Annotated in this window: 26 protein-coding genes; 12 read left to right on the top strand and 14 right to left on the bottom strand. The window is 72.1% G+C overall.

Annotated elements, in window-relative coordinates:
• Positions 1 to 24 precede the first annotated feature (24 nt).
• Both ACIA5G_RS28705 and ACIA5G_RS28700 read left to right on the top strand, forming a co-directional pair.
• The gene (locus ACIA5G_RS28705; RefSeq protein WP_395928605.1) at positions 25 to 2,085 is read left to right on the top strand and encodes a glycoside hydrolase family 3 C-terminal domain-containing protein; all 2,061 of its coding nucleotides are present in this window, start codon (positions 25 to 27) and stop codon (positions 2,083 to 2,085) included.
• 7 nt (positions 2,086 to 2,092) lie between these two features.
• On the top strand, positions 2,093 to 2,623 hold the full coding sequence (locus ACIA5G_RS28700; protein WP_395928603.1) for a hypothetical protein: 531 nt from the start codon (positions 2,093 to 2,095) through the stop codon (positions 2,621 to 2,623).
• Between the two features lie 30 nt (positions 2,624 to 2,653).
• Here the strand turns inward: ACIA5G_RS28700 and ACIA5G_RS28695 are convergent, their stop codons facing one another.
• Positions 2,654 to 3,238, bottom strand: coding sequence for a hypothetical protein (locus ACIA5G_RS28695; RefSeq protein ID WP_395928601.1), 585 nt, complete (start codon positions 3,236 to 3,238; stop codon positions 2,654 to 2,656).
• A gap of 58 nt (positions 3,239 to 3,296) precedes the next feature.
• Positions 3,297 to 3,551 carry a hypothetical protein gene (locus ACIA5G_RS28690; RefSeq protein WP_395928599.1) on the bottom strand — a complete coding sequence of 85 codons (255 nt, stop codon included), beginning with the start codon at positions 3,549 to 3,551 and terminating at the stop codon, positions 3,297 to 3,299.
• Between the two features lie 119 nt (positions 3,552 to 3,670).
• Between ACIA5G_RS28690 and ACIA5G_RS28685 the strand changes: the two genes are divergently transcribed.
• A complete protein-coding gene (locus ACIA5G_RS28685; RefSeq protein WP_395928597.1) occupies positions 3,671 to 3,985 on the top strand; it encodes a nuclear transport factor 2 family protein in 315 nt (104 codons plus the stop codon).
• 55 nt (positions 3,986 to 4,040) lie between these two features.
• On the opposite strand, the gene ACIA5G_RS28680 is transcribed toward ACIA5G_RS28685, so the two are convergent.
• A complete protein-coding gene (locus tag ACIA5G_RS28680) occupies positions 4,041 to 4,742 on the bottom strand; it encodes an IclR family transcriptional regulator (protein WP_051183801.1) in 702 nt (233 codons plus the stop codon).
• Between the two features lie 145 nt (positions 4,743 to 4,887).
• On the opposite strand from ACIA5G_RS28680, the gene leuC reads away from it, so the two are divergent.
• The 4 genes from leuC to ACIA5G_RS28660 all read left to right on the top strand — a co-directional run bounded on the left by leuC (position 4,888) and on the right by ACIA5G_RS28660 (position 11,002).
• Positions 4,888 to 6,321: a 3-isopropylmalate dehydratase large subunit gene (gene leuC / locus ACIA5G_RS28675; RefSeq protein WP_395928593.1), complete on the top strand. Its 1,434-nt coding sequence runs from the start codon at positions 4,888 to 4,890 to the stop codon at positions 6,319 to 6,321.
• A gap of 20 nt (positions 6,322 to 6,341) precedes the next feature.
• A complete protein-coding gene (gene leuD / locus ACIA5G_RS28670) occupies positions 6,342 to 6,944 on the top strand; it encodes a 3-isopropylmalate dehydratase small subunit (RefSeq protein WP_395928590.1) in 603 nt (200 codons plus the stop codon).
• Between the two features lie 228 nt (positions 6,945 to 7,172).
• Complete coding sequence (locus ACIA5G_RS28665) at positions 7,173 to 7,862, top strand: HU family DNA-binding protein (RefSeq protein ID WP_395928588.1); 690 nt, start codon at positions 7,173 to 7,175, stop codon at positions 7,860 to 7,862.
• Positions 7,863 to 8,203: 341 nt separating this feature from the next.
• Positions 8,204 to 11,002 (top strand): BTAD domain-containing putative transcriptional regulator, encoded by a 2,799-nt coding sequence (locus tag ACIA5G_RS28660; protein ID WP_395928586.1) that lies wholly within the window; start codon positions 8,204 to 8,206, stop codon positions 11,000 to 11,002.
• A gap of 169 nt (positions 11,003 to 11,171) precedes the next feature.
• Here ACIA5G_RS28660 and ACIA5G_RS28655 read toward each other — a convergent pair whose 3' ends face one another.
• The 3 genes from ACIA5G_RS28655 to cofC are packed head-to-tail and all read right to left on the bottom strand — an operon-like array spanning position 11,172 to position 15,151.
• Entirely contained in the window at positions 11,172 to 12,125 is a 954-nt protein-coding gene (locus ACIA5G_RS28655) for an NUDIX domain-containing protein (RefSeq protein WP_395928584.1), read from the bottom strand.
• The gene (locus ACIA5G_RS28650) at positions 12,122 to 14,494 is read right to left on the bottom strand and encodes an RNA degradosome polyphosphate kinase (protein ID WP_395928582.1); all 2,373 of its coding nucleotides are present in this window, start codon (positions 14,492 to 14,494) and stop codon (positions 12,122 to 12,124) included. The genes ACIA5G_RS28655 and ACIA5G_RS28650 overlap by 4 nt, the downstream gene beginning before the upstream one ends.
• 42 nt (positions 14,495 to 14,536) lie before the next feature.
• The gene (cofC, locus tag ACIA5G_RS28645; protein WP_395928580.1) at positions 14,537 to 15,151 is read right to left on the bottom strand and encodes a 2-phospho-L-lactate guanylyltransferase; all 615 of its coding nucleotides are present in this window, start codon (positions 15,149 to 15,151) and stop codon (positions 14,537 to 14,539) included.
• A gap of 511 nt (positions 15,152 to 15,662) precedes the next feature.
• Here cofC and ACIA5G_RS28640 point away from each other — a divergent pair.
• From ACIA5G_RS28640 to ACIA5G_RS28630, 3 genes are all read left to right on the top strand, one after another.
• Positions 15,663 to 16,367 (top strand): lysophospholipid acyltransferase family protein, encoded by a 705-nt coding sequence (locus tag ACIA5G_RS28640; protein ID WP_395928578.1) that lies wholly within the window; start codon positions 15,663 to 15,665, stop codon positions 16,365 to 16,367.
• Positions 16,367 to 17,383 (top strand): NAD(P)H-dependent glycerol-3-phosphate dehydrogenase, encoded by a 1,017-nt coding sequence (locus tag ACIA5G_RS28635; RefSeq protein WP_395928576.1) that lies wholly within the window; start codon positions 16,367 to 16,369, stop codon positions 17,381 to 17,383. Before ACIA5G_RS28640 ends, ACIA5G_RS28635 begins: the two co-directional genes overlap by 1 nt.
• Positions 17,384 to 17,586: 203 nt before the next feature.
• Positions 17,587 to 18,066 (top strand): cysteine dioxygenase, encoded by a 480-nt coding sequence (locus ACIA5G_RS28630; protein ID WP_395929266.1) that lies wholly within the window; start codon positions 17,587 to 17,589, stop codon positions 18,064 to 18,066.
• 43 nt (positions 18,067 to 18,109) lie between these two features.
• Here ACIA5G_RS28630 and ACIA5G_RS28625 read toward each other — a convergent pair whose 3' ends face one another.
• From ACIA5G_RS28625 to ACIA5G_RS28600, 6 genes are read right to left on the bottom strand one after another with little or no spacing between them, the layout of a single operon-like run.
• Positions 18,110 to 19,087, bottom strand: coding sequence for an asparaginase (locus ACIA5G_RS28625; RefSeq protein WP_395928574.1), 978 nt, complete (start codon positions 19,085 to 19,087; stop codon positions 18,110 to 18,112).
• Positions 19,088 to 19,100: 13 nt separating this feature from the next.
• The gene (locus tag ACIA5G_RS28620; protein WP_395928572.1) at positions 19,101 to 19,922 is read right to left on the bottom strand and encodes a class I SAM-dependent methyltransferase; all 822 of its coding nucleotides are present in this window, start codon (positions 19,920 to 19,922) and stop codon (positions 19,101 to 19,103) included.
• Entirely contained in the window at positions 19,919 to 20,299 is a 381-nt protein-coding gene (locus ACIA5G_RS28615) for a VOC family protein (RefSeq protein WP_395928570.1), read from the bottom strand. Before ACIA5G_RS28615 ends, ACIA5G_RS28620 begins: the two co-directional genes overlap by 4 nt.
• 54 nt (positions 20,300 to 20,353) lie before the next feature.
• Positions 20,354 to 21,094 carry an FAD:protein FMN transferase gene (locus ACIA5G_RS28610; protein WP_395928568.1) on the bottom strand — a complete coding sequence of 247 codons (741 nt, stop codon included), beginning with the start codon at positions 21,092 to 21,094 and terminating at the stop codon, positions 20,354 to 20,356.
• Entirely contained in the window at positions 21,091 to 21,606 is a 516-nt protein-coding gene (locus ACIA5G_RS28605; RefSeq protein ID WP_395928566.1) for an FMN-binding protein, read from the bottom strand. The genes ACIA5G_RS28610 and ACIA5G_RS28605 overlap by 4 nt, the downstream gene beginning before the upstream one ends.
• 11 nt (positions 21,607 to 21,617) lie before the next feature.
• A complete protein-coding gene (locus tag ACIA5G_RS28600) occupies positions 21,618 to 22,964 on the bottom strand; it encodes a ferric reductase-like transmembrane domain-containing protein (RefSeq protein WP_395929264.1) in 1,347 nt (448 codons plus the stop codon).
• A gap of 147 nt (positions 22,965 to 23,111) precedes the next feature.
• Between ACIA5G_RS28600 and ACIA5G_RS28595 the strand changes: the two genes are divergently transcribed.
• Together ACIA5G_RS28595 and ACIA5G_RS28590 are read left to right on the top strand one after the other, a co-directional pair.
• On the top strand, positions 23,112 to 23,828 hold the full coding sequence (locus ACIA5G_RS28595; protein WP_395928564.1) for a response regulator transcription factor: 717 nt from the start codon (positions 23,112 to 23,114) through the stop codon (positions 23,826 to 23,828).
• Entirely contained in the window at positions 23,825 to 25,246 is a 1,422-nt protein-coding gene (locus tag ACIA5G_RS28590) for a sensor histidine kinase (protein ID WP_395928562.1), read from the top strand. Before ACIA5G_RS28595 ends, ACIA5G_RS28590 begins: the two co-directional genes overlap by 4 nt.
• Here the strand turns inward: ACIA5G_RS28590 and ACIA5G_RS28585 are convergent.
• The gene (locus ACIA5G_RS28585; protein WP_395928560.1) at positions 25,224 to 25,829 is read right to left on the bottom strand and encodes a dihydrofolate reductase family protein; all 606 of its coding nucleotides are present in this window, start codon (positions 25,827 to 25,829) and stop codon (positions 25,224 to 25,226) included. The two genes, ACIA5G_RS28590 and ACIA5G_RS28585, sit on opposite strands and share 23 nt — an antisense overlap.
• A 71-nt stretch (positions 25,830 to 25,900) precedes the next feature.
• Positions 25,901 to 26,545 (bottom strand): pyridoxamine 5'-phosphate oxidase family protein, encoded by a 645-nt coding sequence (locus ACIA5G_RS28580; protein WP_395928558.1) that lies wholly within the window; start codon positions 26,543 to 26,545, stop codon positions 25,901 to 25,903.
• Between the last annotated feature and the right edge of the window lie 7 nt (positions 26,546 to 26,552).

Below are 26,552 nucleotides of genomic sequence, written 5' to 3'. Positions count from 1 at the left end.
CCGTTCAGTGGCGAGGGAGACTCGATGCGTTACGGCCGCCTGGTTCTTGCCTCCGTACTGGGGATTTCCCTGACGGTCCCGCTGAACGGGATGGTGGCCGCACAGCCGTGGCGCGACACCCGCCAGTCCCCGGATCGCCGTGCCGCGGAACTGGTCGCCGCGATGACCCTGGACGAGAAGATCTCCCAGCTGCACCTGCAGCCCGACGCCGAGCACCAGCGATTCGTGCCGCCCGTCCCCCGGCTCGGCGTGCCCGGTTTCCGGATCGCCAACGGCCCGGCCGGGATGGGCCCGGCCGACGACAAACCGCAGAAACCGGCCACCGCGCTGCCGGCCACGATGGCGCTGGCGTCGACGTTCGACACCGGCGTCGCGCGTCGTTACGGCCGGCTGATCGGCAGCGAAACCCGTGCGCTCGCGCACAACGTGTCCGAAGCGCCCGACATCAACATCGCCCGCGTCCCGCGCAACGGCCGGACGTTCGAGGGCATGGGGGAGGACCCGGTGCTCGCCGGGGCGCTGGCGGCCGCCGACATCCGCGGCATCCAGGAGAACGGCACCATCGCCGAGGTCAAGCACTACGCGGCGAACAACCAGGAGACCCAGCGCTTCACCATCGACGAGCACATCGACGAGCGCACCCTCAACGAGATCTACCTGCCGCACTTCGAGCAGTCCGTCACCGAAGGCCGTGCCGGTTCGGTGATGTGCGCCTTCCCTCAGATCAACAGTGTCTTCGTGTGCGAGAACAAGGCGCTGCTGCAGGGCAAGCTGCGGGACGAGTGGGGGTTCAAGGGGTTCATCCAGTCCGACTGGGGCGCCGCGCACAGCACCGTCGGGTCGGCGAACGCGGGCATGAACCTCGAGATGATCGACGGCACCTGGTACGGCGACAAGATGAAGCAGGCCGTGCTCGCCGGGCAGGTGACCGAACAGCGGGTCGACGAGCTGCTGCTGCCGCGCTTCCGCACGATGTTCGCGTTCGGGCAGTTCGACCACCCGCCGGTGCTCACCCCGCTGCCGACCGCCGAGCACGACGCCGCGGCGAAGCAGTTCGCCGAACGTGGCATGGTACTGCTGCGCAACGAACACGCCCAGCTGCCGCTCGACGACCGTGCGGTGAAGTCGATCGCCCTGATCGGGCCGTTCGCCACCCGGGCCAAGACCGGCGGCGGAGGCAGCTCCGCCGTCATCCCGACGTCCACAGTGGACCCGCTGCCGGGCCTCCGCCAGCGTGTTCCGGGGGCTCTGGTGACGCTGGACGACGGCAGCGACCCGGCCCGCGCGGCGGCGCTGGCCCGCACCGCCGACGTCAGCGTCGTGATGGTCGGGGACAACGAGGCCGAGGGCAAGGACCGGCCGAGCCTCGCCCTGGAAGGCAACCAGGACGCGCTCGTGGGGGCGGTCGCCGAGGCGAACCCGCACACGGTGGTCGTGGTGAAGAGCGGCGGGCCGGTGCTCATGCCGTGGGCTTCGCGCGTGCCGTCGATCCTGCAGGCGTGGTACCCGGGCCAGCAGGACGGCGCCGCGGTGGCGGGGGTGCTCTTCGGCGACGTCAACCCGTCGGCGAAGCTGCCGATCACGTTCCCCGCGGCGGACGCGGACACCCCGGCGAACACGCCGGCGCAGTTCCCCGGCAGCAACGGCGTGGCCACGTACTCGGAGGGGCTGCAGGTCGGCTACCGCTGGTTCGACGCGCAGGGCCGCACCCCGCTGTTCCCGTTCGGCCACGGCCTCTCGTACACGACGTTCGCATTCTCGGGCCTGTCGGTGCGCAACACCGGTGATGGCGCAACAGCGACGTTCACGGTCCGGAACACGGGCAAGCGCGCCGGCGCCGAGGTGGCCCAGCTGTACCTGGGCTTCCCTGCGGCCGCGGGTGAGCCGCCGCGGCAGCTGAAGGGGTTCTCGCGGGTGGAACTGGCGCCGGGGCAGGCCCAGCGCGTGACGATCCACCTGGACGCACGGGACTTCTCGGTGTGGGACACGGGCAGTCATGCCTGGCGGCCGGTGAGGGGTGGGTTCACGGTGCAGGTGGGTGACTCGTCACGGGCGTTGCCGTTGCAGGCGCCGCTCAAGCGATGATGGCGGAGTGACGTTCTTCGGGATCGAGGGTTACGAGCCGCGGTGGCTCGCCGGCTGCGACGCGCTCGCGGCCCACGGCGGACGGCTGGCCGCGTTGGCGGGCCGGCGGCTCGACCGCGCGTGGCTGCTTTGGGACCTCGACGACAACACGTGGTTCGCCGACGGCCCGGTGCTGTTCGACTTCGAAGGCGAGCAGGTCGAGGTGTGCCACCGGAAGTTCGACGACCTCTCGATCACCTGGAACACGGTGGATCCGGTCGGCAGGCCGGCTTGGTCCGACGGCCAGGATCCCCCGTTCCACCTGGCTTGGCGGAGCGACGCCCGTGCTGAACTGGCCGAGCTGCAGGGGCAGGAACTGCGCTCGGTCGAACTGCTCGAATGGGCCGGCCCCGACCTGGCGTCGGGCATGGTCGCGCCGAAGTTCACCTTCGCGGGGGAGGGGGCGGTGACGGTTTCCAACGCCCTGGACGAGAACGGCCTCGAGTTCGGGCCGCCGGATCCCGCCTACCGCGTCCACGCGCTGAACGGGCCGGCTTAAGCGTCCGCTGATCCGGCGGAGTCCGGGGCACTAAGCCTTGCACCCCGGCGCGTTCGCCGCCGCGAGCATCAGTTCCGGGGACTCCGTCAGGGGTGCCACCGGGTCGTACGCACCGTCGACGTCCTGCTGGGCCTGGCTCAGTGCCTTGACCGCGGGGTCCTGGGACGCCTGGTCGCCCGGCTTTGCGCGGTCGAGGACGGACTTCGCGTTCGCGGCGCGGTCGCGGGCCGTTGTGTACTTCGTGGCGAATGCCTTCCGGACCTTCTCGGCGAGGGGCACCGGTGCCGGTGGCAGGGCCGCCAGCTTGTCGACGACCTCGCCGGTGCGGGCCGCGATGCCGCCCAGTTCCGCGCTGAGGGCCTTCTGCGCCTCGGCGACCGAACCCGGCTGCGGCTTCGCCGGTTCGGCCTCCTTGTTGGTGCGGTCGCGGTAACCGTGGATCGCGGAGCAGAAGCCGTCCATCCAGCTCAGCGCGGCCGGCTCGGCGCTCGGCGGCACCGGGGCCGTGGTGGGCGCGGTCACCGTCACGGTCGGCGCCGGCGGCGTGCCCGGACCCGGGCCCGAACACGCGGTCAGCAGCAGGCCGAGGCCGAGCAGCCCTGGCACGATCTTCATGGGTCCCCCTCGCGGTGCTCCTCAGCGGACACACGCGCGAGGCCGCCGAACGGTTGCATCAGGCCGCGGCGAGCGTACCGCCCAGTGCCTCCCGGCCGTCGTCCGTCAGCTCCGCCCGGGCCCACTGCCCGACGGCCACGACCCGGGCCGACCGGATCAGGCCCGCCCGCGCCAGGTCGTGCGCCGTCGCCTGGTCGCAGCACGGCAGGCCGTCCACCCGCAGGTCCGGTTCGCAGCTGCAGGTCAGCTCGGCGCGCCCGGCGCCGACCGCCCGTAACATCGCCAGCGCCCGGCGGTTCAGTTCGGTGTCCATGTCTCCCCCTTTTGTGGTGCCGACAGGAAAGAGACGTGACTGCCGTCACCGAATACGCCATTTCCGGCAGGTTCGCCCGAAAAGGTGCACACCGGGGCCCGGCCTGCTGGAATGACGCCATGACCGACCAGATCACCGACCCGGCGGTGCAGGCGTTCGTCGACGCGCTGAATTCGGGTGACCGCGCAGCGTTCCGGGCCACGCTGACCCCGGACGCGACGATGTCCGACGACGGCACGGATCGTGACCTCGAAGAGTGGACGGACCGGGAGATCTTCTCCAGCCAGGGCCACCTCGACGTGGAGACCGCCGAGGACGAGGGGCGGAAGTTCGTGGCGAACTACGCCAACTCCACCTGGGGCGCGATGCGGACGCGGTGGCAGTTCACCGTTCGCGACGGCAAGGTGGCGCGCTTCGAGACCGGCCAAGCCTGAAAGTCGTGTGACTCCTGGGACTCCTGGGACAGGAGTTGCCCCGGTGCACCAAATCTCACAGACGTTCTTGCAGGGCGTCCGCCGCCGCGAGGAGGTCGGCTGCCCAGCGCGCGCCCGGCTTGCGGCCGATGCGCTCGATCGGGCCCGACACCGACACCGCGGCCACGACCGTGCCGGCCGAGTCGCGCACCGGCGCCGAAATGCTCGCCACGCCCGGCTCGCGCTCGGCCACGCTCTGCGCCCAGCCCCGCCGGCGCACCTCGAGGAGCGTCCGCTCGCCGAAGACCGCGTCCGCCAGGATCGTGCGCTGCGTGTGCGGATCCGCCCACGCCGCGAGCACCTTCGCCCCCGAGCCGGCGGTCATCGGCAGCCGTGAGCCCACCGGCACCGTGTCGCGCAGCCCGCTCGGCGGCTCCGCCGTCGCGACGCACACGCGCTGCACGCCGTCGCGCCGGTACAGCTGAACGCTTTCCCCCGTGACGTCACGCAGCTTTGGCAGCACCACACCCGCCGCGTCGAGCAGCGGGTCCGTCGAACCGCCGGCCAGTTCGGCCAGCGCGGTACCGGGACGCCAGCGCCCGTCCGGACCGCGGCGCAGCAACCGGTGCACCTCGAGGCCCACCGCGAGCCGGTGCGCGGTGGCGCGCGGCAGACCGGTCCGCGTGCACAGTTCCGCGAGGCCGCAGGGGTCGTCCGCGACCGCCTGCAGGACGGCCACTGCTTTGTCCAGTACTCCGATACCGCTATGCTGTCCCACGACCCGATACTAGCGTCCCGCACTTTGGGAAGTCCAGCATCTGGGAAAACCCTGAACTCGAGCTGCGCCCTCCCTTCGCGGCTCGCATCCGGTTCCGCAGGTTGCGCGCCCGAGTTCGCACGACGAACCGTGGAAGGAGCCGGAGATGACCAGCCCGACCGGCAAGGCCCGCACGCTGGCGGAGAAGGTGTGGGAAAGCCACCTCGTGCGCCGAGGCGAAGGCGCCGAACCGGACCTGCTCTACATCGACCTCCACCTGCTGCACGAAGTGACCAGCCCGCAGGCCTTCGACGGCCTCCGGCTGGCCGGGCGGCAGCTGCGGCGCCCCGACCTCACCATCGCGACCGAGGACCACAACGTCCCGACCGTGGACATCGAGCTCCCCATCGCCGATCCGGTCTCGCGCACCCAGGTCGACACCCTTCGCCGCAACTGCAAGGAGTTCGGTGTCCGGCTGCACCCGATGGGTGACGCCGAGCAGGGCATCGTGCACGTCATCGGCCCGCAGCTCGGCCTGACCCAGCCCGGGATGACCGTGGTCTGCGGCGACAGCCACACCTCGACGCACGGCGCGTTCGGCGCCATCGCCTTCGGCATCGGCACGTCCGAGGTGGAGCACGTGATGGCCACCCAGACGCTGCCGCTCCGTCCATTCAAGACGATGGCGGTCACCGTCGACGGCGCGCTGCGCCCCGGCGTCACGGCGAAGGACATCATCCTCGCGGTGATCGCCCAGATCGGCACCGGCGGCGGGCAGGGTTACATCCTGGAGTACCGCGGCGAGGCCATCGAGGCCCTGTCGATGGAGGCCCGGATGACCGTCTGCAACATGTCGATCGAGGCCGGCGCCCGCGCCGGGATGATCGCCCCGGACGAGACGACGTTCGAGTACCTGAAGGGCCGTCCGCACGCGCCGCAGGGCGCCGACTGGGACGCGGCGGTCGAAGACTGGCGGCAGCTGCGCACCGACGAAGGTGCGGAGTTCGACGCCGAGGTGCACCTGGACGCGGCCGCGCTGACGCCGTTCGTGACCTGGGGCACCAACCCCGGCCAGGGCCTCCCGCTGAGCGCCGAGGTGCCCGACCCGGAGCGGATCCCGGACGAGAACGACCGCATCGCCGCCGAGAAGGCCCTGTCCTACATGGATCTGAAGCCCGGCACGCCGCTGCGGGAGATCTCGGTCGACACCGTCTTCCTCGGCTCCTGCACCAACGGCCGGATCGAGGACCTGCGGGCCGCGGCCGAGGTGCTGCGCGGGCGCAAGGTGGCGGACTCGGTCCGGATGCTGGTGGTCCCCGGCTCGATGCGGGTCCGGAAGGCCGCCGAGGAAGAGGGCCTGGACACGGTCTTCACCGACGCGGGTGCCGAGTGGCGCCAGGCCGGCTGCTCGATGTGCCTGGGCATGAACCCGGACCAGCTGAAGCCGGGCGAGCGCAGCGCGTCGACGTCGAACCGCAACTTCGAGGGCCGGCAGGGCAAGGGCGGCCGGACGCACCTGGTGTCGCCGCTGGTGGCCGCCGCCACGGCCGTCCGGGGCACGCTCTCGTCCCCGGAAGACCTGCTCACCGCCACCCGCTGACCCCGAGAGGAGCTCCCACCATGGAACCGTTCACCCAGCACACCGGCATCGGCGTCCCCCTGCGCCGGTCCAACGTGGACACCGACCAGATCATCCCGGCGGTCTACCTCAAGCGGGTCACCCGGACCGGCTTCGAGGACGGCCTGTTCGCCGCCTGGCGCGGCGACGAGGACTTCATCCTCAACACCGAGCCGTTCAAGAGCGGGAGCGTGCTGGTCGCGGGCCCGGACTTCGGCACCGGGTCCTCCCGCGAGCACGCCGTCTGGGCGCTGAAGGACTACGGCTTCAAGGCCGTCATCTCCGCCCGGTTCGCCGACATCTTCCGCGGCAACTCCGGCAAGGGCGGCCTGGTCGCCGCGCAGTGCGAGCAGCACGACGTCGAGCTGCTCTGGAAGCTGCTCGAAAACGAGCCCGGCACCGAGGTCACGGTGGACCTCGAGACCAAGACCGTGCGGGCCAAGGACTTCACCGCGCCCTTCCAGATCGACGACTACGTCCGCTGGCGACTGCTCGAAGGCCTCGACGACATCGCTCTCACGTTGCGCCATGCCGGTGAGATCGACGGCTTCGAGTCCGGCCGCCCGTCGTGGAAGCCGACGACCACGCCGGTCGCCGCCGGATAGTTCTCCTTCGGGGCGGGATCTCTTGCACAGCAAGGGATCCCGCCCTTTTTTGGTGCCTTCCGCATGACGGTGAACGGCGCTCCAGGGGCTCCTCCGTGAGGCGGAACCCGCCCCGGGGCAAGGGAAAGATTCCTCCGGACCGGTTGGAATTTGGGCTGCCTTGGTAATACCGTGGTGCTGGTCGGCCGACGCGGCCGCGGACGGGCAGTTCCTTCTTGGAGGACTCGAATGGCCAACAAGGCTCAGCTGATCGAGGCGCTGACCGAGCGCCTGGGCGACAAGAAGGCCGCTTCCGAGGCGGTCGACGGTCTGGTGGACATCATCATCCGGACGGTCAACAAGGGCGAAAAGGTCACCATCACCGGCTTCGGGGTGTTCGAGAAGCGCGCCCGCGCCGCGCGGACGGCCCGGAACCCGCGCACCGGTGAGGCCGTGCGGGTCAAGAAGACGAACGTGCCCGCGTTCCGGGCCGGGACCACCTTCAAGGACGTCGTTTCCGGCGCGAAGAAGCTGGCCAAGGCGGCTCCGGTCAAGCGGGCCGCGGCCGGCACCCGTGCGGCCACGACGCGGGCCACCACGCCTCGCGCGGCTGCGGCCAAGCCGGCCGCCGCCCGGGCCACGGCGACGCGGACCCGCGCGACGGCGGCAAAGCCGGCGGCCACTCGCGCGACGGCGGCCAAGGCGGCCCCGAAGGCGGCTGCGACGCGGGCCAAGGCAGCTCCGAGGGTTGCGGCTGCGAAGCCCGCCGCGGCACGGACGACGGCCGCGAAGACTGCGGCGGCGAAGACGACTGCCGCGAAGCCTGCGGCCAGGACGACGGCCGCGAAGACCACCGCGGCGAAGACGACCACGGCGCGGAAGACCACCGCGGCGAAGGCACCGGCGAGGCGGACTTCGGCGGCCGCGAAGAAGAAGTGATGCGCCGGTAGGCGAGTTATTCGTGGCAGGGCCCCGCGCCGATGTGCGCGGGGCCTTGTCGCGTGCGCCACTCAGCCAGGTTGAACTGTGGGCGGTTTTCCGTCGATCCCGAGGAACCGCACCGCAAGCGATCCCGCCACGCACCGGGGCCCGGTGCCCAGTTGTCCGTCTGGGACACACAGCCGGTGGTCACTCACCGCGAAACTCACCCATCACCGATCACCCGCTCGGCCGAACCTCGGCCCCGGGACCGGTTCCGGGCAATTTCGCAAAGTTGCTTGAGCGCCCGGCCGAGTGATGCCACGCTGCCTCCTCGGGGCCCGCGTCCGGCGGGTCCGGCGGTGCGCGGAGCGAACCTGGGGGCGACCACCATCGACATCCGGCTTCTCGGTCCGTTCCAGGCGCTCGTCGACGGGTCGCCGGTCGTGCTGACCAGTTCGCGGCAGCGGGCGCTGCTCGCCACCCTCGCGCTGTCCGCGGGCCGCCTGGTGACGATCGACGCCCTCGCGCGTGGTGTCTGGGGGGAAGCGCCGCCCGCGCACATCCGGGGGAGCCTGCAGACCTACGTCATGCGCCTGCGCCGGCTGTGCGGGGAAGACACCGTCGTCACCGAACCGGACGGGTACCGGCTGGTCGTGGACCCGTCCCGGGTGGACGCCCTGCGTTTCCTCCGCACCCTGGACCAGGCGGCCGCGGCGACGGAACCCGCGCAGCGCCGCGACCTGCTCACCTCCGCGCTCGCCGGCTGGGGCGGCACGCCGCTCGAGGGGGTCGGATCACCCGCCCTGACCGCGGAATGGGGTCCGCTGCTGACCGAGCGCTACCTCTTCGCCGTGGAACAGCGCATCGACCTCGACGCCGGGCTCGTCCCCGACGCGCGGATCATCGCCGAACTGACCGATCTCGTCGCCCAGCACCCGCTGCGGGAATCGTTGTGGGAACGGCTGGTGCGGGCCCTCGCCCGGTCCGGACGCCGCGCGGAAGCACTGGCCCGGTACGCCGGGTTGCGCGCGCTGCTGGCCGACGAGCTGGGGGTCGAACCGGGGGAAAGCCTGCGCCGCCTGCACGCGGAGCTGCTCGCCGCCGACACCGGGCTCGCCGTCGGGGCCACCGTGCCGCGGCAGCTGCCCTTCGACGTCGCCGGCTTCACCGGCCGCGAACCGGAACTCGCCGAGCTCGACCGGCTTCCGCCCGGGGGCGCGTCCGGCATCGTCGTCATCGAGGGGACCGCCGGGGTCGGGAAGACGTCGCTGGCCGTGCACTGGTCCCACCGCGTCCGCGACCGCTTCGCCGGCGGCCAGCTGTTCCTCGACCTGCGCGGACACTCCGCGGACACCCCGGTGACGCCGGACACCGCGCTGGCCGGCTTCCTGCGCGCCCTCGGCGTCCCGCCCGAGACGCTGCCTTCCACTGTGGAGGAACGCTCCGCGCTCCTGCGCAGCAGGCTGGCCGGCAGCCGCACCCTGATGCTGCTCGACAACGCCCGCGACGCCGACCAGGTCCGCCCGCTCCTGCCCGGCACCGGCAACCTCGTCGTCGTGACCAGCCGCAACCAGCTGCGCGGCCTGGTCGCCCGCGACGGCGCCCGGCGGATCGCGTTGCGCTCCTTCGACGACCGTGACGCCGCCGCCCTGCTCGCCGGCAGTGTCGGGCCGCAGCGCCTCGCCGCCGAGCCCGGCGCCGTCGCCGAGCTCGTGGAGCTCTGCGGCCGCCTGCCGCTGGCACTGGCGCTGGCCGGCGAACGCGCGTCCCGGTTCTCGGGCGTTTCCCTGGCCGGGATCGTCGAGGAGCTCCGCGACCAGCGGCTGCGGCTCGACACCCTGCGCGACCCGCAGGACGCCGGCACCGACCTGCGGGCCGCGTTCTCCTGGTCCTACAAGGCGTTGCGCCCGGCCGCCGCCCGCTTCTTCCGGCTGCTCGGCCTGCACCCCGGGCACGGCTTCAGCCTGTCCGCGGCCGCCGCGCTCGCCGGGGCCGGCCTGCAGGAGGCGCGGGAGCTCGCCGACCAGCTCGCCGCCGCCCACCTGCTCAACCAGCCCGGCACCGACCGCTACCAGTTCCACGACCTCCTGCGGGTCTACGCCGCCGAGCTCGTCGAAACGGAAACGACCGAGACGGAGCGCGAGGCGGCGCTCCGGCGGCTGCTCGACTGGTACCTCGCGACCGTCGCCGAGGCCAACAAGCTCGTCCGCCCGGACCTGCTCACCGACGACATCACGCTCGACCCGGCGCCGGTGCCCGCCGTCCGGTTCACCCAGCACGAGCAGACGATCGCCTGGTACGCCACCGAACGCCCGGCCCTCACCGCGCTCGTCGGCGTCGCCGCCGGCCACGGCTGGCCCGCCCACGCCTGGAAGCTCGCCTGGCTCCTGCGCGGCTTCTTCGCCGAACGCCACGACCGCGACGACTGGATCACCACCGCGCGCACCGCCGTCACCGCGACGCGCGAGGCCGGCGACCGCACCGGCCTGCAGTACAGCGCCAACAACCTCGGCTCCGCGTACCTGCGGACGCTGCAGCCCGACAAGGCGCTCGAAGCGCTGGAGGAAGCCCGCGCCGCTTCCGAGACGGGCGAAAACACCGCGCTGACGGTGGCGATCCTCTCCAACCTCGCCGGCGCCTATTACGTCCGCGCCGAATACGCCGAAGCCGAACGCCACGCGCTCCAGGCCGTCCACGTCGCCCGCGACCAGGGGCAGCGCACGTTCGTCCCGCACGCCCTCCTCAACGTCAGCGCCAGCCGCATCGGCCTGCACGACTACGACCACGCGGCCGAAGCCGCCCAAGCCGCACACGAGGCCTTCGCCGAACTGGGCGACCGCTACCACGCGGCGCTCGCGCTGGGGAACGTCGCCGAGGCCCTCGAAGGGGCCGGCAGGCACGACGAAGCGGAGAAGGCCGGCCTCGAAGCGCTCGCCGAGCTGAAAGAGCTGAACGCGGACTACGGCACCATCGACGTCCGCATCACGCTGGGCCGGCTGAACCACCGCACCGGCCGGACAGGGGAGGCGGGTGCGCACTGGGCCGAGGCGCTGACCGTCAGCCAGCGCCTCGGGGACCCCCGCAGCACGGAGATCCAGGCCCTGCTGGCAACGGTGCCCGTGGAACGACCCCCCGCCCGGGATGCGCCGTACCCCTAGCCCGGCGCAGCCCAGCGGGACCCGGGACCAGTACACCAAGGTCCACTGTCACGGCGCTGTCGCGCGGCGCGGGACGAAGCGCCCCAATGTGGCCTTGGTTGCGTCTGACGCACCGAAGGCCGCCTTGGGTGCGTCAGACGCACCGAAGGCCGCCTTGGGGCGCTCGGGGTCAGGAGCGGCTGGGGGAGGGGGTCGGCAGGGCGCTCGGGTGGTAGTCCGCCGAGACCAGCACCGGGCCGTCCTCGACGGTCGGGGGCCGGAACGACAGGACCCAGAACGAGCCCTTCTTGCTCGGCACCACCCCGCCGCGAGCGGCCGCGAGCTCGACGCCGTCACGGTCCGCCAGCACGCTCACCAGGTCCGGGATCACCCCGCCCTGGCTGCACACCACCGGCGTCCCGCCGTCGCCGGCCACGGCCAGCAGCCGTGCGACACCCAGCACGGGATCGGGCCAGTAACCCTCTTCCGACAGCAACGGCTCGTGCCGGACCTCGGCCCCGACGTCGTCGGCGATGCCGTGCACCGTCTGCACGCAGCGCAGCCGCGGCGCCGACAGCACCCGGTCCGGCCCGAACAGCGTGACCACGCGCCGCAACGCCGCGGCCTGCCGCAGGCCGGCTTCCGACAACGGCCGGAGATCGTCGTCGCCGGTCCATTCGTCGCGCTTGCCGGCCTTCGCGTGCCGCACCAGCACCACGGTCGTCAGGCCGACCGGCAGCTCGCAGAACGCGCGCAGCACCCGCACGTCCTCCGGCCGGGTCAGCGCCTTTTCCGCCGCGGAGGCGTCGAGCCAGCGCAGCTCGTCCACCTCGTCGTTGGCGGCGAACTCGCCGGACACCGCTTCGGCGGCGAAGTAGTCGACCGTCTTCGGCACCGTCCCGGAGCCGTTCTTCGCCGGCACCCGGTATGCCGTCCGGGCCAGGTAGCGGCCCAGGACCGCGTCGAACCCGGTCTCCTCCCGCACCTCCCGGACGGCGGCCTCGGCGATCGTCTCGCCGGGGTCGAGCTTTCCCTTCGGCAACGACCAGTCGTCGTACCGCGGGCGGTGCACCAGGGCGACTTCCGTCCCCCTCCCGGCGACGCGCCACAGCACCGCGCCGGCCGCCCGTACCTCCTGGGTCATCCGGCGGCCCCGTGCAGCTTCGCCAGCTCGAGCTGGTGGTCGCGCACCCGCGAGCCGTCGGCCGGGAACGGCGCCCACTCGCCGCTCGCGGTCAGCACCCAGCACCGCGTCGCGGGGTCGAGCGCCGAGTCGAAGATGTCGTCGAGCTGCCGGGTCAGCTTCGGGTCCTTGACCCGCACCAGCGCCTCGATCCGCCGGTCGAGGTTGCGGTGCATCATGTCCGCGCTGCCGATCCAGTGCGTGCCGCCGGCGCGGAAGTGGAAGACCCGCGAGTGCTCCAGGAACCGGCCGAGGATCGACCGGACGTGGATGTTCTCGGACAGCCCTTCGATGCCGGGCTTCAGCGTGCAGATCCCGCGCACCACGATCTCGACCGGCACCCCGGCCTGCGACGCGTGGTAGAGCGCGTCGATGATCTGCTCGTCGACCAGCGAGTTGCACTTGATCCGGATGCCGGCGTTCTGGCCGGCCCGCGCCAGCTCGATCTCCTCGCCGATCGCGCGGACGATGCCCCGGCGGATGCCGTGCGGCGAGGTGAGGATCGTGCGGTAGGTGTCCTGCCGGGAGTAGCCGGTGAGCACGTTGAACAGGTCGGTGACGTCCGCGCCGATGCTCGGGTCGGCGGTGAACAGGCCGATGTCCTCGTAGAGCCGCGCCGTCTTCGGGTTGTAGTTGCCGGTGCCGATGTGGCAGTAGCGGCGGATGGTCGAGCCCTCCTGGCGCACGATCATCGACACCTTGCAGTGCGTCTTCAGCCCGACCAGGCCGTACACCACGTGCACGCCCGCGCGCTCCAGCGTGCGCGCCCAGGTGATGTTCGCCTGCTCGTCGAACCGCGCCTTGATCTCCACCAGCGCGACGACCTGCTTGCCCGCCTCCGCCGCGTCGATCAGCGCGTCGACGATCGGGGAGTCACCCGAGGTCCGGTACAGCGTCTGCTTGATCGCGAGGACCTTCGAGTCGGCCGCCGCCTGCTCGATGAACCGCTGCACGCTGGTGGAGAACGAGTCGTACGGGTGGTGCACCAGCACGTCACCCTCGCGCAGCGTCGCGAAGACGCTCTTCGGGGTCTCGCGCTCGCCGAACGCGGGGTGCGTCGCCGGCACGAACGGCCGGTCCTTCAGCTCCTTGCGATCCACACTGGACAGCTGGTGCAGGCAGGTCAGGTCGAGCAGGCCGGGCACCTCGACGACGTCGGCCGGGTCGACGTCCAGCTCGCGCAGCAGCAGCTCGAGCATGTGCTCGCTCATGTCCTGCGCGACCTCGAGGCGCACCGGCGGGCCGAAGCGGCGCTGCGCCAGTTCGCGCTCGAGGGCCTGGAGCAGGTCCTCGTCGCGGTCCTCGTCGACCTCGAAGTCGGCGTTGCGGGTGACGCGGAAGACGTGGTGCTCGGTGACGTCCATCCCGGTGAACAGCTCGCCCAGGTGCGCGGCGATGAGCTCTTCCAGCGGCAGGAAGGTCGCCGTGCGGCTGGTCCGCTCGGTCTCGACGCGCATCAGGCGCGGCACGTTGCTGGGCACCTTGACCCTGGCGAAGCGCTCGGTGCCGCCTTCCGGGTCCCGGACGGTGACGGCCAGGTTGAGCGAAAGGCCGGAGATGTACGGGAACGGGTGTGCCGGGTCGACGGCCAGCGGCGTCAGCACCGGGAAGATCTGCTCGGAGAAGTAGCTGGACAGGCGCAGCTGGTCGGCGCCGGTGAGGTCGGCCCAGCCGACGATCCGGATGTCGTGCTCGGCCAGCAGCGGGCGCAGGCCCTTCTCGAACGCGCCGGTCTGCTGCTCGACCAGGTCCTGGTTGCGCTTGGCGATGTAGTCGAGCTGCTCGCGCGGGGTGAGCCCGTCCGCGCTGCGCACCAGCAGGCCGGTCTCGTCGCGGCGCTTCAGGCCGGCGACGCGGACCATGTAGAACTCGTCCAGATTGGACGCGAAGATGGCGAGGAACTTCGTCCGTTCGAGCAGCGGCTGCGACTCGTCCTCGGCCAGCGCGAGCACGCGGGCGTTGAAGTCCTGCCACGAGAGCTCACGGTTGAAGTACCGGTCGTCCGGCAGCGACTCGACCGCGGTCGGCGCGGCGGTGACCGCGGGCGGCGCCGACGGGACGGCGCGGAACTCCTCGGCGCCACGCGCGTTTCCCTGCGCGGCGCTGCGGCGCCGGGGCGTCGACGCGGCGGGCGTGCTCTTGCGGACCCTGGCCTTCCCGGCGGTGGCACGGGCGGCGGTGTCGCGAGCGGTGGACTTCGACGGGACCTTCTTCGCCGCCGCGGGTTTGGCCGCGGTGGTCTTCTTCGCCGTGTCCGAAGATCCGCTTGCCGGGTTCCGTCGCCTCCGCGGTGCGGGCGTGCTGCCGTCGTCTGTGCTCACGGCCCCCATTCTTCACTAAGCCCGGCGGATTTGCTCCGGCCGCGGTGAAGGTCAGGTGAACAGCTCCGCGGTGTGTTTCCCGACACCCAGGACCCGCACGTGGGCGAGGTCTTCCGGGGTATCGACGTCGCTGCGCAGACTTGGCAGCGGCTGGCCGAGCGGGACGGCCCCGGAAGCCGCGTGCTTCTGCGCCGAGCCCGGGCCGAAGCGCGGGTCGAGGGGCGCGCCGGGCGCGGAGAGCAGGAGGGTGGTGCCGGTGCCCTGGCGGTCGGCGACGAAGGCTCGCCCGCCGGCCGCTTCGGCGATCGCGGCCGAGAGGTCGCCGGCGCGGAGGGCGGGCAGGTCGGCCTGGAGGGCGCCGACAACGGCGGCCGGGTCGTCGGCGCGCAGCAGGGCCTCGCCGTGGCGGAAGGCGGCGTTGAGGTTCTTCTCCGCTGCGGGCTCCGCGACGACTTCGACCCCGAGCTCGGCCAGCTCGGCGACGGCGGCGGGATCGGCGGCGACGAGCAGCACCCGCCGCACCCGCCCGGCCGACGTCACGGCGGCGAGCGTGTCGGCGGCGAGCGCCAGGACCAGCCCGGGATGCCGGTCCGCCTCGACGGCGCCCCGCAGCCGCGACTTGCCGTCGCGGGGGTGTTTCATCGGCACGACCAGGTCCACGTCCACGTGTCCATCTTTACCGGAAACGCCCGCGGGGTGTCGGCCCGTGGGGGTGGTTGTCCACAGGCGACGGGTGTTGTGGACAACTCGGGGTGCGGGGGCGTCGGCGGCGGGGTTCTGCGGGTGGGGGCCGATACGCTGGTGACGGGGCGGCCCCCTGGGACGGGTGGGCTCTGTGGTGGCGCCGGGCAAGTCGCGGTTCAGGCGATCAACGCGCCCTGGCGACCTCGGGCGACCGGCCGGCGCAACCTCCGACGGCTCGCTTGAACGCAGTGAACGACTCGTTCAAGGCGTCCGACGCCATGAAAGAGTCGTTCACTGCATTCCGGAGGCGACCGAGCCGGGGCGGGGCGGGGGCGAGTGGGCATCGTGTGGCGGCGGAGCCGCGGCCGACTCCGCTGGTCCCCGGCCTGGGCGAAGGCGCTGAACCCACCCTCCCTGGACCGTGCCGACCCCGGCGCGGCAGGATCTGGGGCGGCAGGATCTGGGGCGGACGTGTGACGTGGAGGAGGAGATCGTGGCCCGGCGTGAGAAGGGCGGCTTCTGGGTGGGGTTGGCCGCCGCTGTGTTCTACCCGCTCACCGCGATCGCGCGGCGGGTCTACGTCGGGGACGAGAAAGTTCCGCGGGAAGGGCCCGCGCTGCTCGTCCTGAACCACGTCTCGCACCTCGACCCCGTTGTCGACGCCGTGTTCGTGCACCGGGCCAAGCGGGTGCCCCGCTTCCTCGGCAAGGAGAGCCTCACCCGGACGCCGGTCTTCGGGAAGATCTTCGTCGGCTCCGGGCAGATCCCGGTTTCGCGCGGCTCGGCCGCCGCCGGGGACAGCCTCAAGGCGGCGCACCAGGCCCTGCAGGAGGGCAAGATCGTCGTCATCTACCCCGAGGGCACCATCACCAAGGACCCGGCCGGCTGGCCCAAGGAGTCCTTCACCGGCGCCGCCCGGCTCGCGCTGCAGAACGACGTCCCGGTGATCCCCATCGCCCGCTGGGGCACCAGCGAGCTCTTCAACGGCTACACCAAGAAGTTCACGCCGTTCCCGCGCAAGACGATCACCCACAGGGTCGGCGACCCGATCGACCTCTCGGCCTACCGCGAAGGCAGCGCGCGCAGCGCGTCGAAGCTGCGTGAGGTCACCAAGGTCATGATGGACGAGGTGACCCGGCTGCTCGGCGAGATCCGGCACGAAGAACCGCCGTCGGCGAAGCCGGGGGACCCCGTCTGATGCGCGCCGACGTCCAGCGGGTCACCGTGCTCGGCGCCGGTTCCTGGGGCACCGCCTTTGCGAAGGTGCTCGGCGACGCCGGGCGCGACGTCACGATGTGGGCGCGCCGCGAGCAGGTCGCCGAGGACATCCGCGAGCGGCACGTCAACAGCGCGTACCTGCCGGACGCCGAGCTGCCGGCGAACATCACCGCCACCAGCGATCCGGCGAAGGCCCTCGAAGGCGCCCAGGCCGTCGTGCTCGGGGTGCCCAGCCAGAGTCTGCGGGCGAACCTCTCGGCGTGGCGCCCCCTGCTGCCGCCGGACGCGATCCTCGTCAGCCTCGCCAAGGGTGTCGAACTGGGCACGCTCAAGCGGATGAGCGAGGTGATCGGCGAGATCGTCGGGATCGACGCCGCCGACGTCGTGGTGGTCACCGGGCCGAACCTGGCCAAGGAGATCGCCGCCGGCCAGCCGTCGGCCTCGGTGCTCGCCTGCGCCGACCACGAGCGCGCGGTCGCGATCCAGCGCGCGTGCGCCAACTCCTACTTCCGGCCGTACACGAACACCGACGTGGTCGGGTGTGAGCTCGGCGGCGCCTGCAAGAACGTCATCGCGCTCAGCACCGGGATGGCCGCGGGCCTCGGCCTCGGCACCAACACGATGGCGACGCTGATCACGCGCGGCCTGGCCGAGATGGCCCGGCTCGGCGCAAAACTCGGCGCCGACCCGCTGACGTTCGCCGGGCTCGCCGGGGTCGGCGACCTGGTGGCGACGTGTTCGTCGCCGCTTTCGCGCAACCGGACGTTCGGCGAGCGCCTCGGCCGCGGCGAGACCCTCGAGCAGGCGCAGGCGGCCGCCGGTGGGCAGGTCGCCGAGGGGGTGATGTCGTGCTCGTCGATCCGGGCGCTGGCGCTCAGCCTCGGTGTCGACATGCCGATCACCGACGCGATGCACCGCGTGTGCCACGAAGGTGTCGACCCGCGGCGGGCCGGCGCGGAGCTGCTCGGACGGTCGCAGAAGCACGAGTGGTCCTGAAGGATGTGACCTTCTTCCCGGTTGCTGAGAGGTCTTGACCGGTTCCGGGGTGGCTGCGACTCTGGTCGTATGTTCGCGCACGAGATGACTGAGCTGCGGGGTCGCCACGACCTCTGCGCCGTCGTGTGCGCGTGTCGCTGTTGTCGCTGATCCACTGCCCGGCCCAGCTCGACACCCCTTTTTCTGCTTCCGTGAGGATCTTCATGTTCGCCGTTCCCGACAACACCCTGCTGCGTCCCGAGAACCCCGCGCTGCGCCACCCCGTGCGCGTCGCGCTGGAGGTCGCCGCCGACCGTGACCGCTGGAAGCACCTCCTGCGCTACGACCCCGACGAGCGTTTCGCGACGCTGGTGTCGAAGGACGAGCAGCAGGAGGTGTGGCTGATGAGCTGGCTGCCCGGCCAGCACACCGACCTGCACGACCACGCGTTCGCCAGCGGCGCGTTCACCGTGGTCAGCGGCCACCTGACGGAAGCGGTCGCCCGCCGCGCCCCGGACGGCCGCGCGATCACCGAGCTGCACGCGCTCGCGGCGGGGCAGTCCCGGGTGTTCGGGCCGGGCTACGTGCACGAGGTCCGCAACGACGGCCCGGACCCGGCGGTCTCGGTTCACGTCTACCGCGACGCGGCCCGCGAAATGCGCCCCTACCACCTCGACCCGCTCGGCGGCCCGGTCCGGGACTGAGCCCTCGCGGTTCCGCTGTTGTCCGGGACCAGCTCAGTCCAGCTCAGTCGAGGTCGCCGCGCGAGCGGAACTCGCGCTCGATCGCCTGCCGGTCCGCGCCGCCCGCCAGCAAGGTGCGGAGCAGGATCCGCGACTTGCGCGCGTCCAGCCAGCCCGCCATCGTCGCGCCCATCGCGATCAGGCTCGACTCCGAACCGCGGAAGCCGTACGTCGACCGCAGGGTCGGGCCCGCGCCCGTCCGCGAAGCGACCACCACCGGCACCGACGGCAGCAGCCGCTCGACCACGTCGGCCGTCCCCGCCGACACGTGCCCGGCGCCCGTCGCGGCCAGCACCACGCCGCGCACTCCCGCCTGCGCGGCCGCGTGTTCCAGCACCGCACCGGAGTCGTCCAGACCTGCCTCCACCACGGGAACCAAGCCGCTGAAGTCGTCCCCCGACAGAAAAGGCAACCGCGGCGGTGACGGGTGGAAGTAGTGCACCGCCTGCTCGACGAGCATGCCGAGCGGGCCCGCCGGCGCCGAGGAAAACGCGTCCAGGCGGCTCGAATGCGCTTTCCGCACCCAGCGGGCCGCGTGCACGTCGTCGTTCAACGTCACCAGTGCACCGCGGCCACGGCTGCGCGGGTCGGCCGCGACGGTCAGCGCGTTGCGCAGATTGGCCGGACCGTCCGGGCTGAGCAGGCCCGCGTTCCGCATCGCGCCGGTGACCACCACCGGGACCTCCGACGGCCAGCACAGGTCCAGGAAGTACGCCGTCTCCTCGAGGGTGTCCGTGCCCTGCACCACGACGAACCCGTCGGCTTCCTGCCGCAACCCCCAGTCGACGCACCGCAGCAGCGTCGCGAAGTCCATCGACGCGCTGCCGATCCCGGCCAGGGTTTCGGCCAGCACGTCCATCGGTAGGTCGCCGAGGCCGCCGAGCAGCTCGTCCGCGCCGAGACGGGGGACGGCGCCGCCTTCGCCGGCCACCGAGGCCATCGAAATGGTGCCGCCCAGCGTGGCGACCGCGATCAAGGGCATGCGCCCACCCTATTCAGCCGCCCTTGACCGCCTGGAGCGTGTAGCTCGCGGCCAGCCGCGAGGGCGCGTCCTTCAGCCGCCACTCGTCCTCGGCCTCGTCGTGCACCATCTGCCCGGGCAGCGCGTTCCACGGGACGCTGTCGTGTTCGGTGAAGCCGGTCAGCGTCAAGCCGTTGTCCAGCAGCGCCGTGATGATCTCGCCCAGCGAATGCGCCCACTCGTGGTTCACCGAGTTGCTCAGCGCGCCGTCGACCTCGACGTAGGTGACCGGCTCGTCGAACACCATCGGCTCGGCGTGCTCGAAGTACGGGTAGCGCGGCACCGCCGGGTCGGCGTCGTCCAGCGTGCCCAGCATCGGATGGCTTTCCCGGATGAACAGCCGCCCGCCCGGCCGCAGCAGCCCGGCGACGACCGAGGCCCACCGCGCGATCGACGGCAGCCAGCACAGCGCGCCGATCCCGGTGTAGACCAGGTCGAACCGGCCGGCGCCCAGCACCTCGACGGCGTCGTAGACGTTCGCCTCGTGGAAGTCGATCCGGGCGCCCGCCGCCGAAGCGAGCCGGCGTGCTTCCGCCAGCGACGCTCCCGAGAAGTCGAGGCCCGTCACGGAAGCGCCGAGCCGCGACAGCGAAACGGTGTCCGTGCCGATGTGGCACTGCAGGTGCACCGCGCGCAGCCCGGTGACGTCGCCCAGGCGCGGCCGGTCGAACCGCAGCACGCCGCTGAGGTACGCCGGATCCGCGACGAAGTCGGCGAAGTTGTAGTCCGGCGACGCCGCGTGCAGCGGCGCGCGCTCGTCCCAGTTGGCCTTGTTGATCGCGAACGAGTCCGTCACGACGTCGCCGCGCGCTCGGCCGCGCTGCGGAGCACGCAGAACTCGTTACCCTCGGGGTCGGCGAGCACGGCCCAGCCGGTGCCGTCCGGGTTGCGCCGGTCGTGGACGAGCGTGGCGCCCAGCCCGATCAGCCGCCCGACCTCTTCGTCACGCGGGTCGTCCGGCTGCAGGCACAGGTGGAGCCGGTTCTTGACCGTCTTCGGCTCCGGCACCTTCAGGAACAGCAGGTCGATCCCGCCCTCCAGCTCGATGCCGACTTCGTCGTCACCGGGCTGGTCTTCGTCGGGGATCGGTTTCCCGGTGACCTGGCTCCAGAACTGGCAAAGGGTGTAGGGGTCGGCGCAGTCGACGGACACGTGCAGCACGGCAGAAGGCATGCCCCGAGTCTGGCCGAGCACCCGCGCCGAGGCGACCGGTTTTGGCGGACGCCGTCAGGACGCCAGGTCCAGGCCCGCCGTCCGGTGCACCCGCCGGCTGTCGTCGACGATGAGGATCTCGCAGTCCGGCCGGTCGGCCGCCCAGGTGATGCCCTCCGCGCCCATCGCGAACGCCGCGGTGGCCAGCGCGTCCGCGGTGACCAGGTCGCCGGCCACGACAGTGACGCTCATCAGCCCGGTCGCCGGCGCGCCGGAGCGGCCGTCGAAGATGTGCGAGCCGCGCTCGTAGGCCGCCGACGTCGCGATGGCGCCGTTGCGCGACTCCAGCACCGCGCACACCGCGAGGGGCTGCTCGGGGTGGCGCACCCCGACCCGCCACGGGCGGCCGGGCTCCGGCTCACCGGCGGTGACGACGTCGCCGCCGGCGTTGAGGCAGAACGTCGTTGCGCCTTCGGCCTTGAGCAGGTCCGCGGCGCGCTGCACCGCCCAGCCCTTCACCACCGCGCACGGGTCGAGGCCGCGCCCGGGCAGCCGCGCGCGGAAGGCGCCGCCGGAGAGCTGCTCGTAGTACGCGCAGAGCTCCAGCACCTCCAGGAGGTCGTCGCTCAGCTCCTCGGCCGGCAGCTCGCCGCGGTCGTAGCGGCTGACTTCGCTGTCCTCCTTGAACGGGCTGAACTTGGCGTCGACGTCGCGGAACCAGGCGAAGACCTCGTCGACGACCTCGGCGAAGTCCCCCTCGTCCCGCAGGTCGAGGGAGATCGGCAGGCCCATCACCTGTTCCACGCGGGTGGTCATCGCTTGCCCCGCGCGTTGATGGCCGCCTGCAGCGACGTCTTGTACGACTCGCTCGTCTCGGTCGCACCGGTCACCGTGTCGATGTCGGCGCTCTGCGCCTTGATGGCCGCTTCCTGCAGCTTCGGCAACGCGGTCAGCGCGCGCCCGCCGTCCGGCGCCTGCAGCAGGGTGATCGCGGCCATCCGGGAACCGGTGAAGGTCACCTGGACCTGCACGGTCCCGTAGGTGCTCCACTCCGGCGTGCCCTGCGTGGTCACCGTCGCGTTTGCACTGTCCGGAGTGGACGACGGCGGTGCGGATGACGGCGGTGCGGACGGCGTGGGGGAGTCCGAGGTGCCGCCGGTCGGCCCACCGGCCGAAGTGGAGGGTGGCGGAGCCGAAGTGGACGGTGCGGTCACGGCCGGGGGCGCCTGGGCGATGGCGGTGTTCTGCACCGGCGGCCCGGGCTCGAACCGCCAGACCGCGATGAAACCCGCGATCGACAGCGCGACGACGAAGATGGTTCTCTTCACAACACCTCTCCCTAGGCCGCGAGGCTGAAGCGTTCGGCGTGGACCTGAGCCTTCGGCACCCGCAGCTCCCGCAGGCTGCGCAGCACGGCCGACGTCATCCCCGGCGGGCCGCAGACGAACACGTCCCGCTCGTGCACGTCCGGCACCATCATGTGCAGGTTCGCCGGGCCGAGCATCGTGCCGCGCGGGCCGACCGCCTGGTCGGGTCCGGTGAGGACACTCACCATCGCGCCGCGCGCCTTGGCCAGGTCGTTCAGCTCCGGCAGCAGCACCGCGTCGGCCTGCGTGCGCACCCGGTAGAGCACCACGACGTGGCCTTGGATGTCCTCCAGCAGCGCGCGGATCGGCGTGATGCCGACCCCGCCCGCCACGAGCAGCGCGTCGGGCCGCCGCTGGTGGATCGTGGTGAACGCGCCGTACGGGCCTTCGGCGAACACCCGCGTCCCGACGCGGAGGCTGCGCAGCGACGCGCTGGCGTCGCCGAGCGCCTTCGCCGTCAGCCGCAGGGTGCGGCCGTCGGGCGCGGCGGACAGCGAGAAGGGGTTGGCCTGGTACCAGCGGTCCTTGGTGAGGAACCGCCACAGGAAGAACTGACCGGCGCGGACCGGCATCCGGTCGAGGTGCTTGCCGCTCATGTAGACCGAAACCACGTCCGGGGACTCCGAAACCACCGCGGTGACCCGCAACCGGTGGCGCAGGTTCCGCCACAGCGGCAGCAGCACGCGCCCGGCGAGCACCGCGGAACCGGCCCCGAGCCAGAGCGACCACCAGTAGCCCTTCGCCATCGGCGAGCCGGCGAACGACGTGCCGAGCGCGATCTGGTGCGTGAACGCCAGCACGATCGCCGCGTAGGTGTAGAGGTGGATGAAGTGCCACGTCTCGTACGCGAGCCGCTTGCGCGCGAACTTCGCCGACGCCGCCCCGACGATCAGGATCACCGCGAACGCCACCAGCGCACGCAGGATGCCCTCCAGCTGGTTCGCCATGTCCACCAGCTCGTCGACCACACCGTGGTTCTCGACCTCGGCGTACCCGAAGACGATGAACACCAGGTGCGCGAGCAGCGTCCACAGGATCGTGAAGCCGGTCCAGCGGTGCCAGGTCGTGAGCCGGTCCATGCCGATCCGCCGGTCCAGCCAGGGCAGCCGGGCCACCAGCAGCAGCTGGAACGCCATCGCGAGCGCGCCGTACAGCCCGGCGAGCCGGCCGATGCTGATCAGCACGTTGGGCGAGAGCCCGGCCTGTGCGAACAGGACGGTCACGGCGCCCACGTTGGCGCCCAGGAGGAGGAAGAGGCCGGATTTCGCGGCGATCCGGGGGCGGATCGCCGGGCGCGTGGCCTCGGCGGTCTGCGTCATGCTCGTCACACGGATCCCCCTTCGGTTCGGTTCACGAAGGCCAGCCTCGCCACGCAGCCTGTGGCGAGTCTGGGTACCGGCTGTCGGATTCCTGTCGGCCCGTGCCACCGGTCGCCGTCCGCTCGCGCGCCGGGAGAAGATGGGGTGGTGCAGCCCTCCGAACCCGTGCGCCTGCTCGTCGTCGACGACGAGCCGCACATCGCCGACCTCGTCGCCACCGTCGCCCGGTACGAGGGCTGGCAGGCGGTCACGGCCGGGTCCGGGAAGGCCGCGCTGAGCCGGGCCGAGGAGTTCGCACCGGACATCGTCGTGCTCGACCTGATGCTGCCCGATCTCGACGGCTTCACCGTGCTCGACCGCCTCCGGGAGAACGGCAGCGCGGTGCCCGTGGTGTTCCTCACGGCCAAGGACGCGACCGCCGACCGGATCGCCGGGCTCACCCGCGGGGGTGACGACTACCTGGTGAAACCGTTTTCCGTCGAGGAGCTGATGGCGCGGTTGCGGGCGGTGCTGCGGCGCAGCACCGGCGTCGCGCACCAGGCCGCGGCGCGCGGGGCGGTGCTGCGCGTCGGGGACCTGACCCTGGACGAGGACACCCGCGAGGTCCGCCGCGGCGAAGGGCCGCCCGCCGAGCTGACCCCGACCGAGTACGAGCTGCTGCGCTACCTCATGCGCCGCTCGCCGTCCGTGCTGACCAAGGCGCAGATCCTCGACCACGTCTGGGAGTACGACTTCGGCGGCCGGTCCAATGTGGTCGAACTGGTCATCTCGCACCTGCGCCGCAAGGTCGACGCGGGCGCCGGTGAGCCGTTGATCCACACCGTCCGCGGGGTCGGTTACGTCGTGCGCCAGGTCAACCGGTGAGGCGCACCTTCCGCAAGTGGTACGGGGCCTGGCAGCGCACCCGGCTCGGCACGCGGATCACCCTCGGCCTCGGCGCGCTCGCGCTGGTGGTGTTCGCGGCCGTCGGCGTCACGACGGTCGGGATCATGCACGGCTACCTCGACCGGCGGCTCGACGAGCAGTTGTCCAAGAGCCAGAACACGCAGGTGCCGTTGCTGCGCGAGACACACGGCTCGCCGCAGTCGGTGTACTCCTGGTACTCGGCGCTCTACCACGTGCGTGACGGCGTCGCGACGCCCGAATCCGGCGGGAAGCTGCCGGGGGACGCCAAGCAGCTGGCGAAGATCGCCGAAGAGGCGGTGAACGGCGACGTCACGCGCAACATCTACCTGCACGACGACGGGCCGTACCGGGTGCGCGCCTGCCCGGTCGACACCGATTCGGTGCTGCTGAGCGCCGCACCGCAGGGGGACCTGAACGGGACCGTCCGGCAGCTGATCTGGGTCGAGGTCGGCGCCTTCGCGTTGGCGCTGGCGGTGCTGGTGGTCGTCGGCCGGCTGGTGCTGCGCCGCGGCCTGCGTCCGCTGGCCGACATGGCGGGCACCGCGCACGACATCGCGTCGCACGACCTCACCGCGAACCCCGACCTGCCGGTGCGCGCGGCGGGGGCCGGCGGCGGCGCGGAGGTCGAGGAGCTGCGGACGGCGTTCAACGTGATGCTGGCCCACATCGACACGTCCCTGTCCGCGAAGACCGAGGCGAACGAACGCCTGCGCCGGTTCGTCGCCGACGCGTCCCACGAGCTGCGGACCCCGCTGACGTCGATCCGCGGGTACGCCGACCTCTTCCGCTACGCCGCGGCGAACGAGCCCGAGGAGCGGGAAGCACACCTGGCGAAGATCCGGGAGGAGACGGCGCGGATGACCGTGCTCGTCGACGACCTCCTGCTGCTGGCCCGGCTCGACGCGCGGGCCGCCGAGACGCCGTTGCGCCCGGAGCGCACCGACCTGGCGGAGCTGGCCGGCGACGCGGCGGACGCGTTCGCCGCCGGCCGGCCCGACCATCCCTTGACCACTTCGCTGGCCGCGGCGCCGGTGGACGCCGACCCGGTGCGGCTGCGGCAGGTGCTCGACAACCTGCTGGCCAACGCCGCCGTGCACACGCCACCGGGCACCGCGGTGCACGTCTCGGTGGCGGTCGAGGGTGCCGAAGCCGTCGTCCGGGTCGCCGATGCCGGGCCCGGCATCGCGCCGGCCGACCAGGAGCGGATCTTCGACCGGTTCTTCCGCGTCGACGACTCCCGCACCCGCGGCAACGGCGGCACCGGGCTCGGCCTGTCGGTGGTCCAGTCCTTGGTGACGGCGCACGGCGGCACGGTCGCCGTCGAGTCGGCGCCGGGTCGCACGACGTTCACGGTCAGGCTTCCGCCGGCTCGCTAGCGACCCGGTCGTAGTAGGCGATGATGACGCCCTTCGTCGTCGGGACGCTGCGGGTGAGCGTGAACTCGGTGAGCGGCGCCGGGCCGTCGAAGAGGCGCGCGCCGGCGCCGAGGGTCAGCGGGTGGATCAGCAGTGTGTAGCGGTCGACCAGCCCGGCGGTGTGCAGGGCGCGCACGAGCGCGGCGCTGCCGATGATCGACAGGTTGTTGCCGGGCCGGGCCTTCAGCTCGGCGACGGTTCGCGCCGCGTCACCGCGCAGCAGCACGGAGTTCTGCCACGCGCCGGCGTCCTCGAGGGTGGTCGAGGCGACGTACTTGGTGGCGGCGTTCATGTGCGTGGTGAACGGGTTGCCGTCCTCGCGCCCCGCCCACACCTTGGTGAAGTCCTCCCAGGTGCGGCGGCCGAACAGCATGTCACCGGGCTCGCTCATGCCGCGGCTCATCTCCTCGGCCATGACTTCGTCCTGGTGGCGGTTGCCCCAGCCGCCGTGCGGGAAGCCGCCGCGGGTGTCCTCGTCGGGCCGGCCGAGGCCCTGCACAACGCCGTCGAGGGTGACGTTCATGGTGACGCCGATCGAACGCATCGGGGTGTCCTTCCGCTTCGGGGGATCATTCGCCCGCTACACGAACGGCGACCCCGCGGATCGACAGCGTCCTACTCCCGGCCGGTGACGTGCGGCGGGACCGTCCAGCCGGGGGAGAGGTCGGTGGACGGCTCGGGCGCGCCGAAGACCGTCCGCACCGGCAGGACGCCCGCCCAGGCGGCGTCCGCGCCGACGTCGTCCGGCTCGTCGTCGGGGCCCTCAGCACGCATCTTCACCGACGCCTCGGCGAGGTCGAGGGCGAGCACGCTGACCGCGGCGAACTCCTTCGTGCTGACCTCGCGGGCGTGCTCCCACGAGCCCGGCGCGAGGTGGTCGGTGAGCACCTTCAGGCCGTGCATCTTCGCTTCGGCGTCGACGACCAGCTTCGCCTGGCCGAGGATGACGGCGCTGCGGTAGTTCATCGAGTGGTTGTTCACCGAACGCGCGTAGACGATGCCGTCGAGGAGGGTCACCGTGACGCAGACGTCGAGGTCCTGGGCCGCCGTGCGGAGGCTGGCCGCGCCGGTCGAACCGTGCAGGTAGAGCGTGTCGCCGTCGCGGCCGTAGCCGGTCGGGAGGACCAGCGGGAACCCGTCGCGGACCACACCGAGGTGGCAGATGAGCCCGGCGTCCAGGACGGCGTGCAGGACCGAGCGGTCGGTCACGGCGCGGTTCTTCTTGCGGCCGAGCGTCGTGCGGGGCGTGGTGGAAAGCATGCGACCA

The sequence above is a fragment of the Amycolatopsis sp. NPDC051758 genome, from assembly GCF_044453095.1.
Taxonomy (GTDB): Bacteria; Actinomycetota; Actinomycetes; order Mycobacteriales; family Pseudonocardiaceae; genus Amycolatopsis.
The sequence above is the reverse complement of the archived record's forward strand: the minus strand, read 5'-3'. Positions and strand labels throughout refer to the sequence as shown.

What these genes read in the sequence shown, in the direction of transcription:
- ACIA5G_RS28690 (WP_395928599.1), bottom strand. Translation starts at nt 3,551, where the DNA reads ATGGACACCGAACTGAACCGCCGGGCGCTGGCGATGTTACGGGCGGTC.
- ACIA5G_RS28695 (WP_395928601.1), bottom strand. Translation starts at nt 3,238, where the DNA reads ATGAAGATCGTGCCAGGGCTGCTCGGCCTCGGCCTGCTGCTGACCGCG.
- leuD (WP_395928590.1), top strand. Translation starts at nt 6,342, where the DNA reads ATGGAACCGTTCACCCAGCACACCGGCATCGGCGTCCCCCTGCGCCGG.
- ACIA5G_RS28610 (WP_395928568.1), bottom strand. Translation starts at nt 21,094, where the DNA reads ATGACCACCCGCGTGGAACAGGTGATGGGCCTGCCGATCTCCCTCGAC.
- ACIA5G_RS28630 (WP_395929266.1), top strand. Translation starts at nt 17,587, where the DNA reads ATGTTCGCCGTTCCCGACAACACCCTGCTGCGTCCCGAGAACCCCGCG.
- ACIA5G_RS28685 (WP_395928597.1), top strand. Translation starts at nt 3,671, where the DNA reads ATGACCGACCAGATCACCGACCCGGCGGTGCAGGCGTTCGTCGACGCG.
- ACIA5G_RS28655 (WP_395928584.1), bottom strand. Translation starts at nt 12,125, where the DNA reads ATGACCCAGGAGGTACGGGCGGCCGGCGCGGTGCTGTGGCGCGTCGCC.
- ACIA5G_RS28615 (WP_395928570.1), bottom strand. Translation starts at nt 20,299, where the DNA reads ATGCCTTCTGCCGTGCTGCACGTGTCCGTCGACTGCGCCGACCCCTAC.
- ACIA5G_RS28705 (WP_395928605.1), top strand. Translation starts at nt 25, where the DNA reads ATGCGTTACGGCCGCCTGGTTCTTGCCTCCGTACTGGGGATTTCCCTG.
- leuC (WP_395928593.1), top strand. Translation starts at nt 4,888, where the DNA reads ATGACCAGCCCGACCGGCAAGGCCCGCACGCTGGCGGAGAAGGTGTGG.
- ACIA5G_RS28635 (WP_395928576.1), top strand. Translation starts at nt 16,367, where the DNA reads ATGCGCGCCGACGTCCAGCGGGTCACCGTGCTCGGCGCCGGTTCCTGG.
- ACIA5G_RS28650 (WP_395928582.1), bottom strand. Translation starts at nt 14,494, where the DNA reads ATGGGGGCCGTGAGCACAGACGACGGCAGCACGCCCGCACCGCGGAGG.
- ACIA5G_RS28665 (WP_395928588.1), top strand. Translation starts at nt 7,173, where the DNA reads ATGGCCAACAAGGCTCAGCTGATCGAGGCGCTGACCGAGCGCCTGGGC.
- ACIA5G_RS28580 (WP_395928558.1), bottom strand. Translation starts at nt 26,545, where the DNA reads ATGCTTTCCACCACGCCCCGCACGACGCTCGGCCGCAAGAAGAACCGC.
- ACIA5G_RS28585 (WP_395928560.1), bottom strand. Translation starts at nt 25,829, where the DNA reads ATGCGTTCGATCGGCGTCACCATGAACGTCACCCTCGACGGCGTTGTG.
- ACIA5G_RS28625 (WP_395928574.1), bottom strand. Translation starts at nt 19,087, where the DNA reads ATGCCCTTGATCGCGGTCGCCACGCTGGGCGGCACCATTTCGATGGCC.
- ACIA5G_RS28600 (WP_395929264.1), bottom strand. Translation starts at nt 22,964, where the DNA reads ATGACGCAGACCGCCGAGGCCACGCGCCCGGCGATCCGCCCCCGGATC.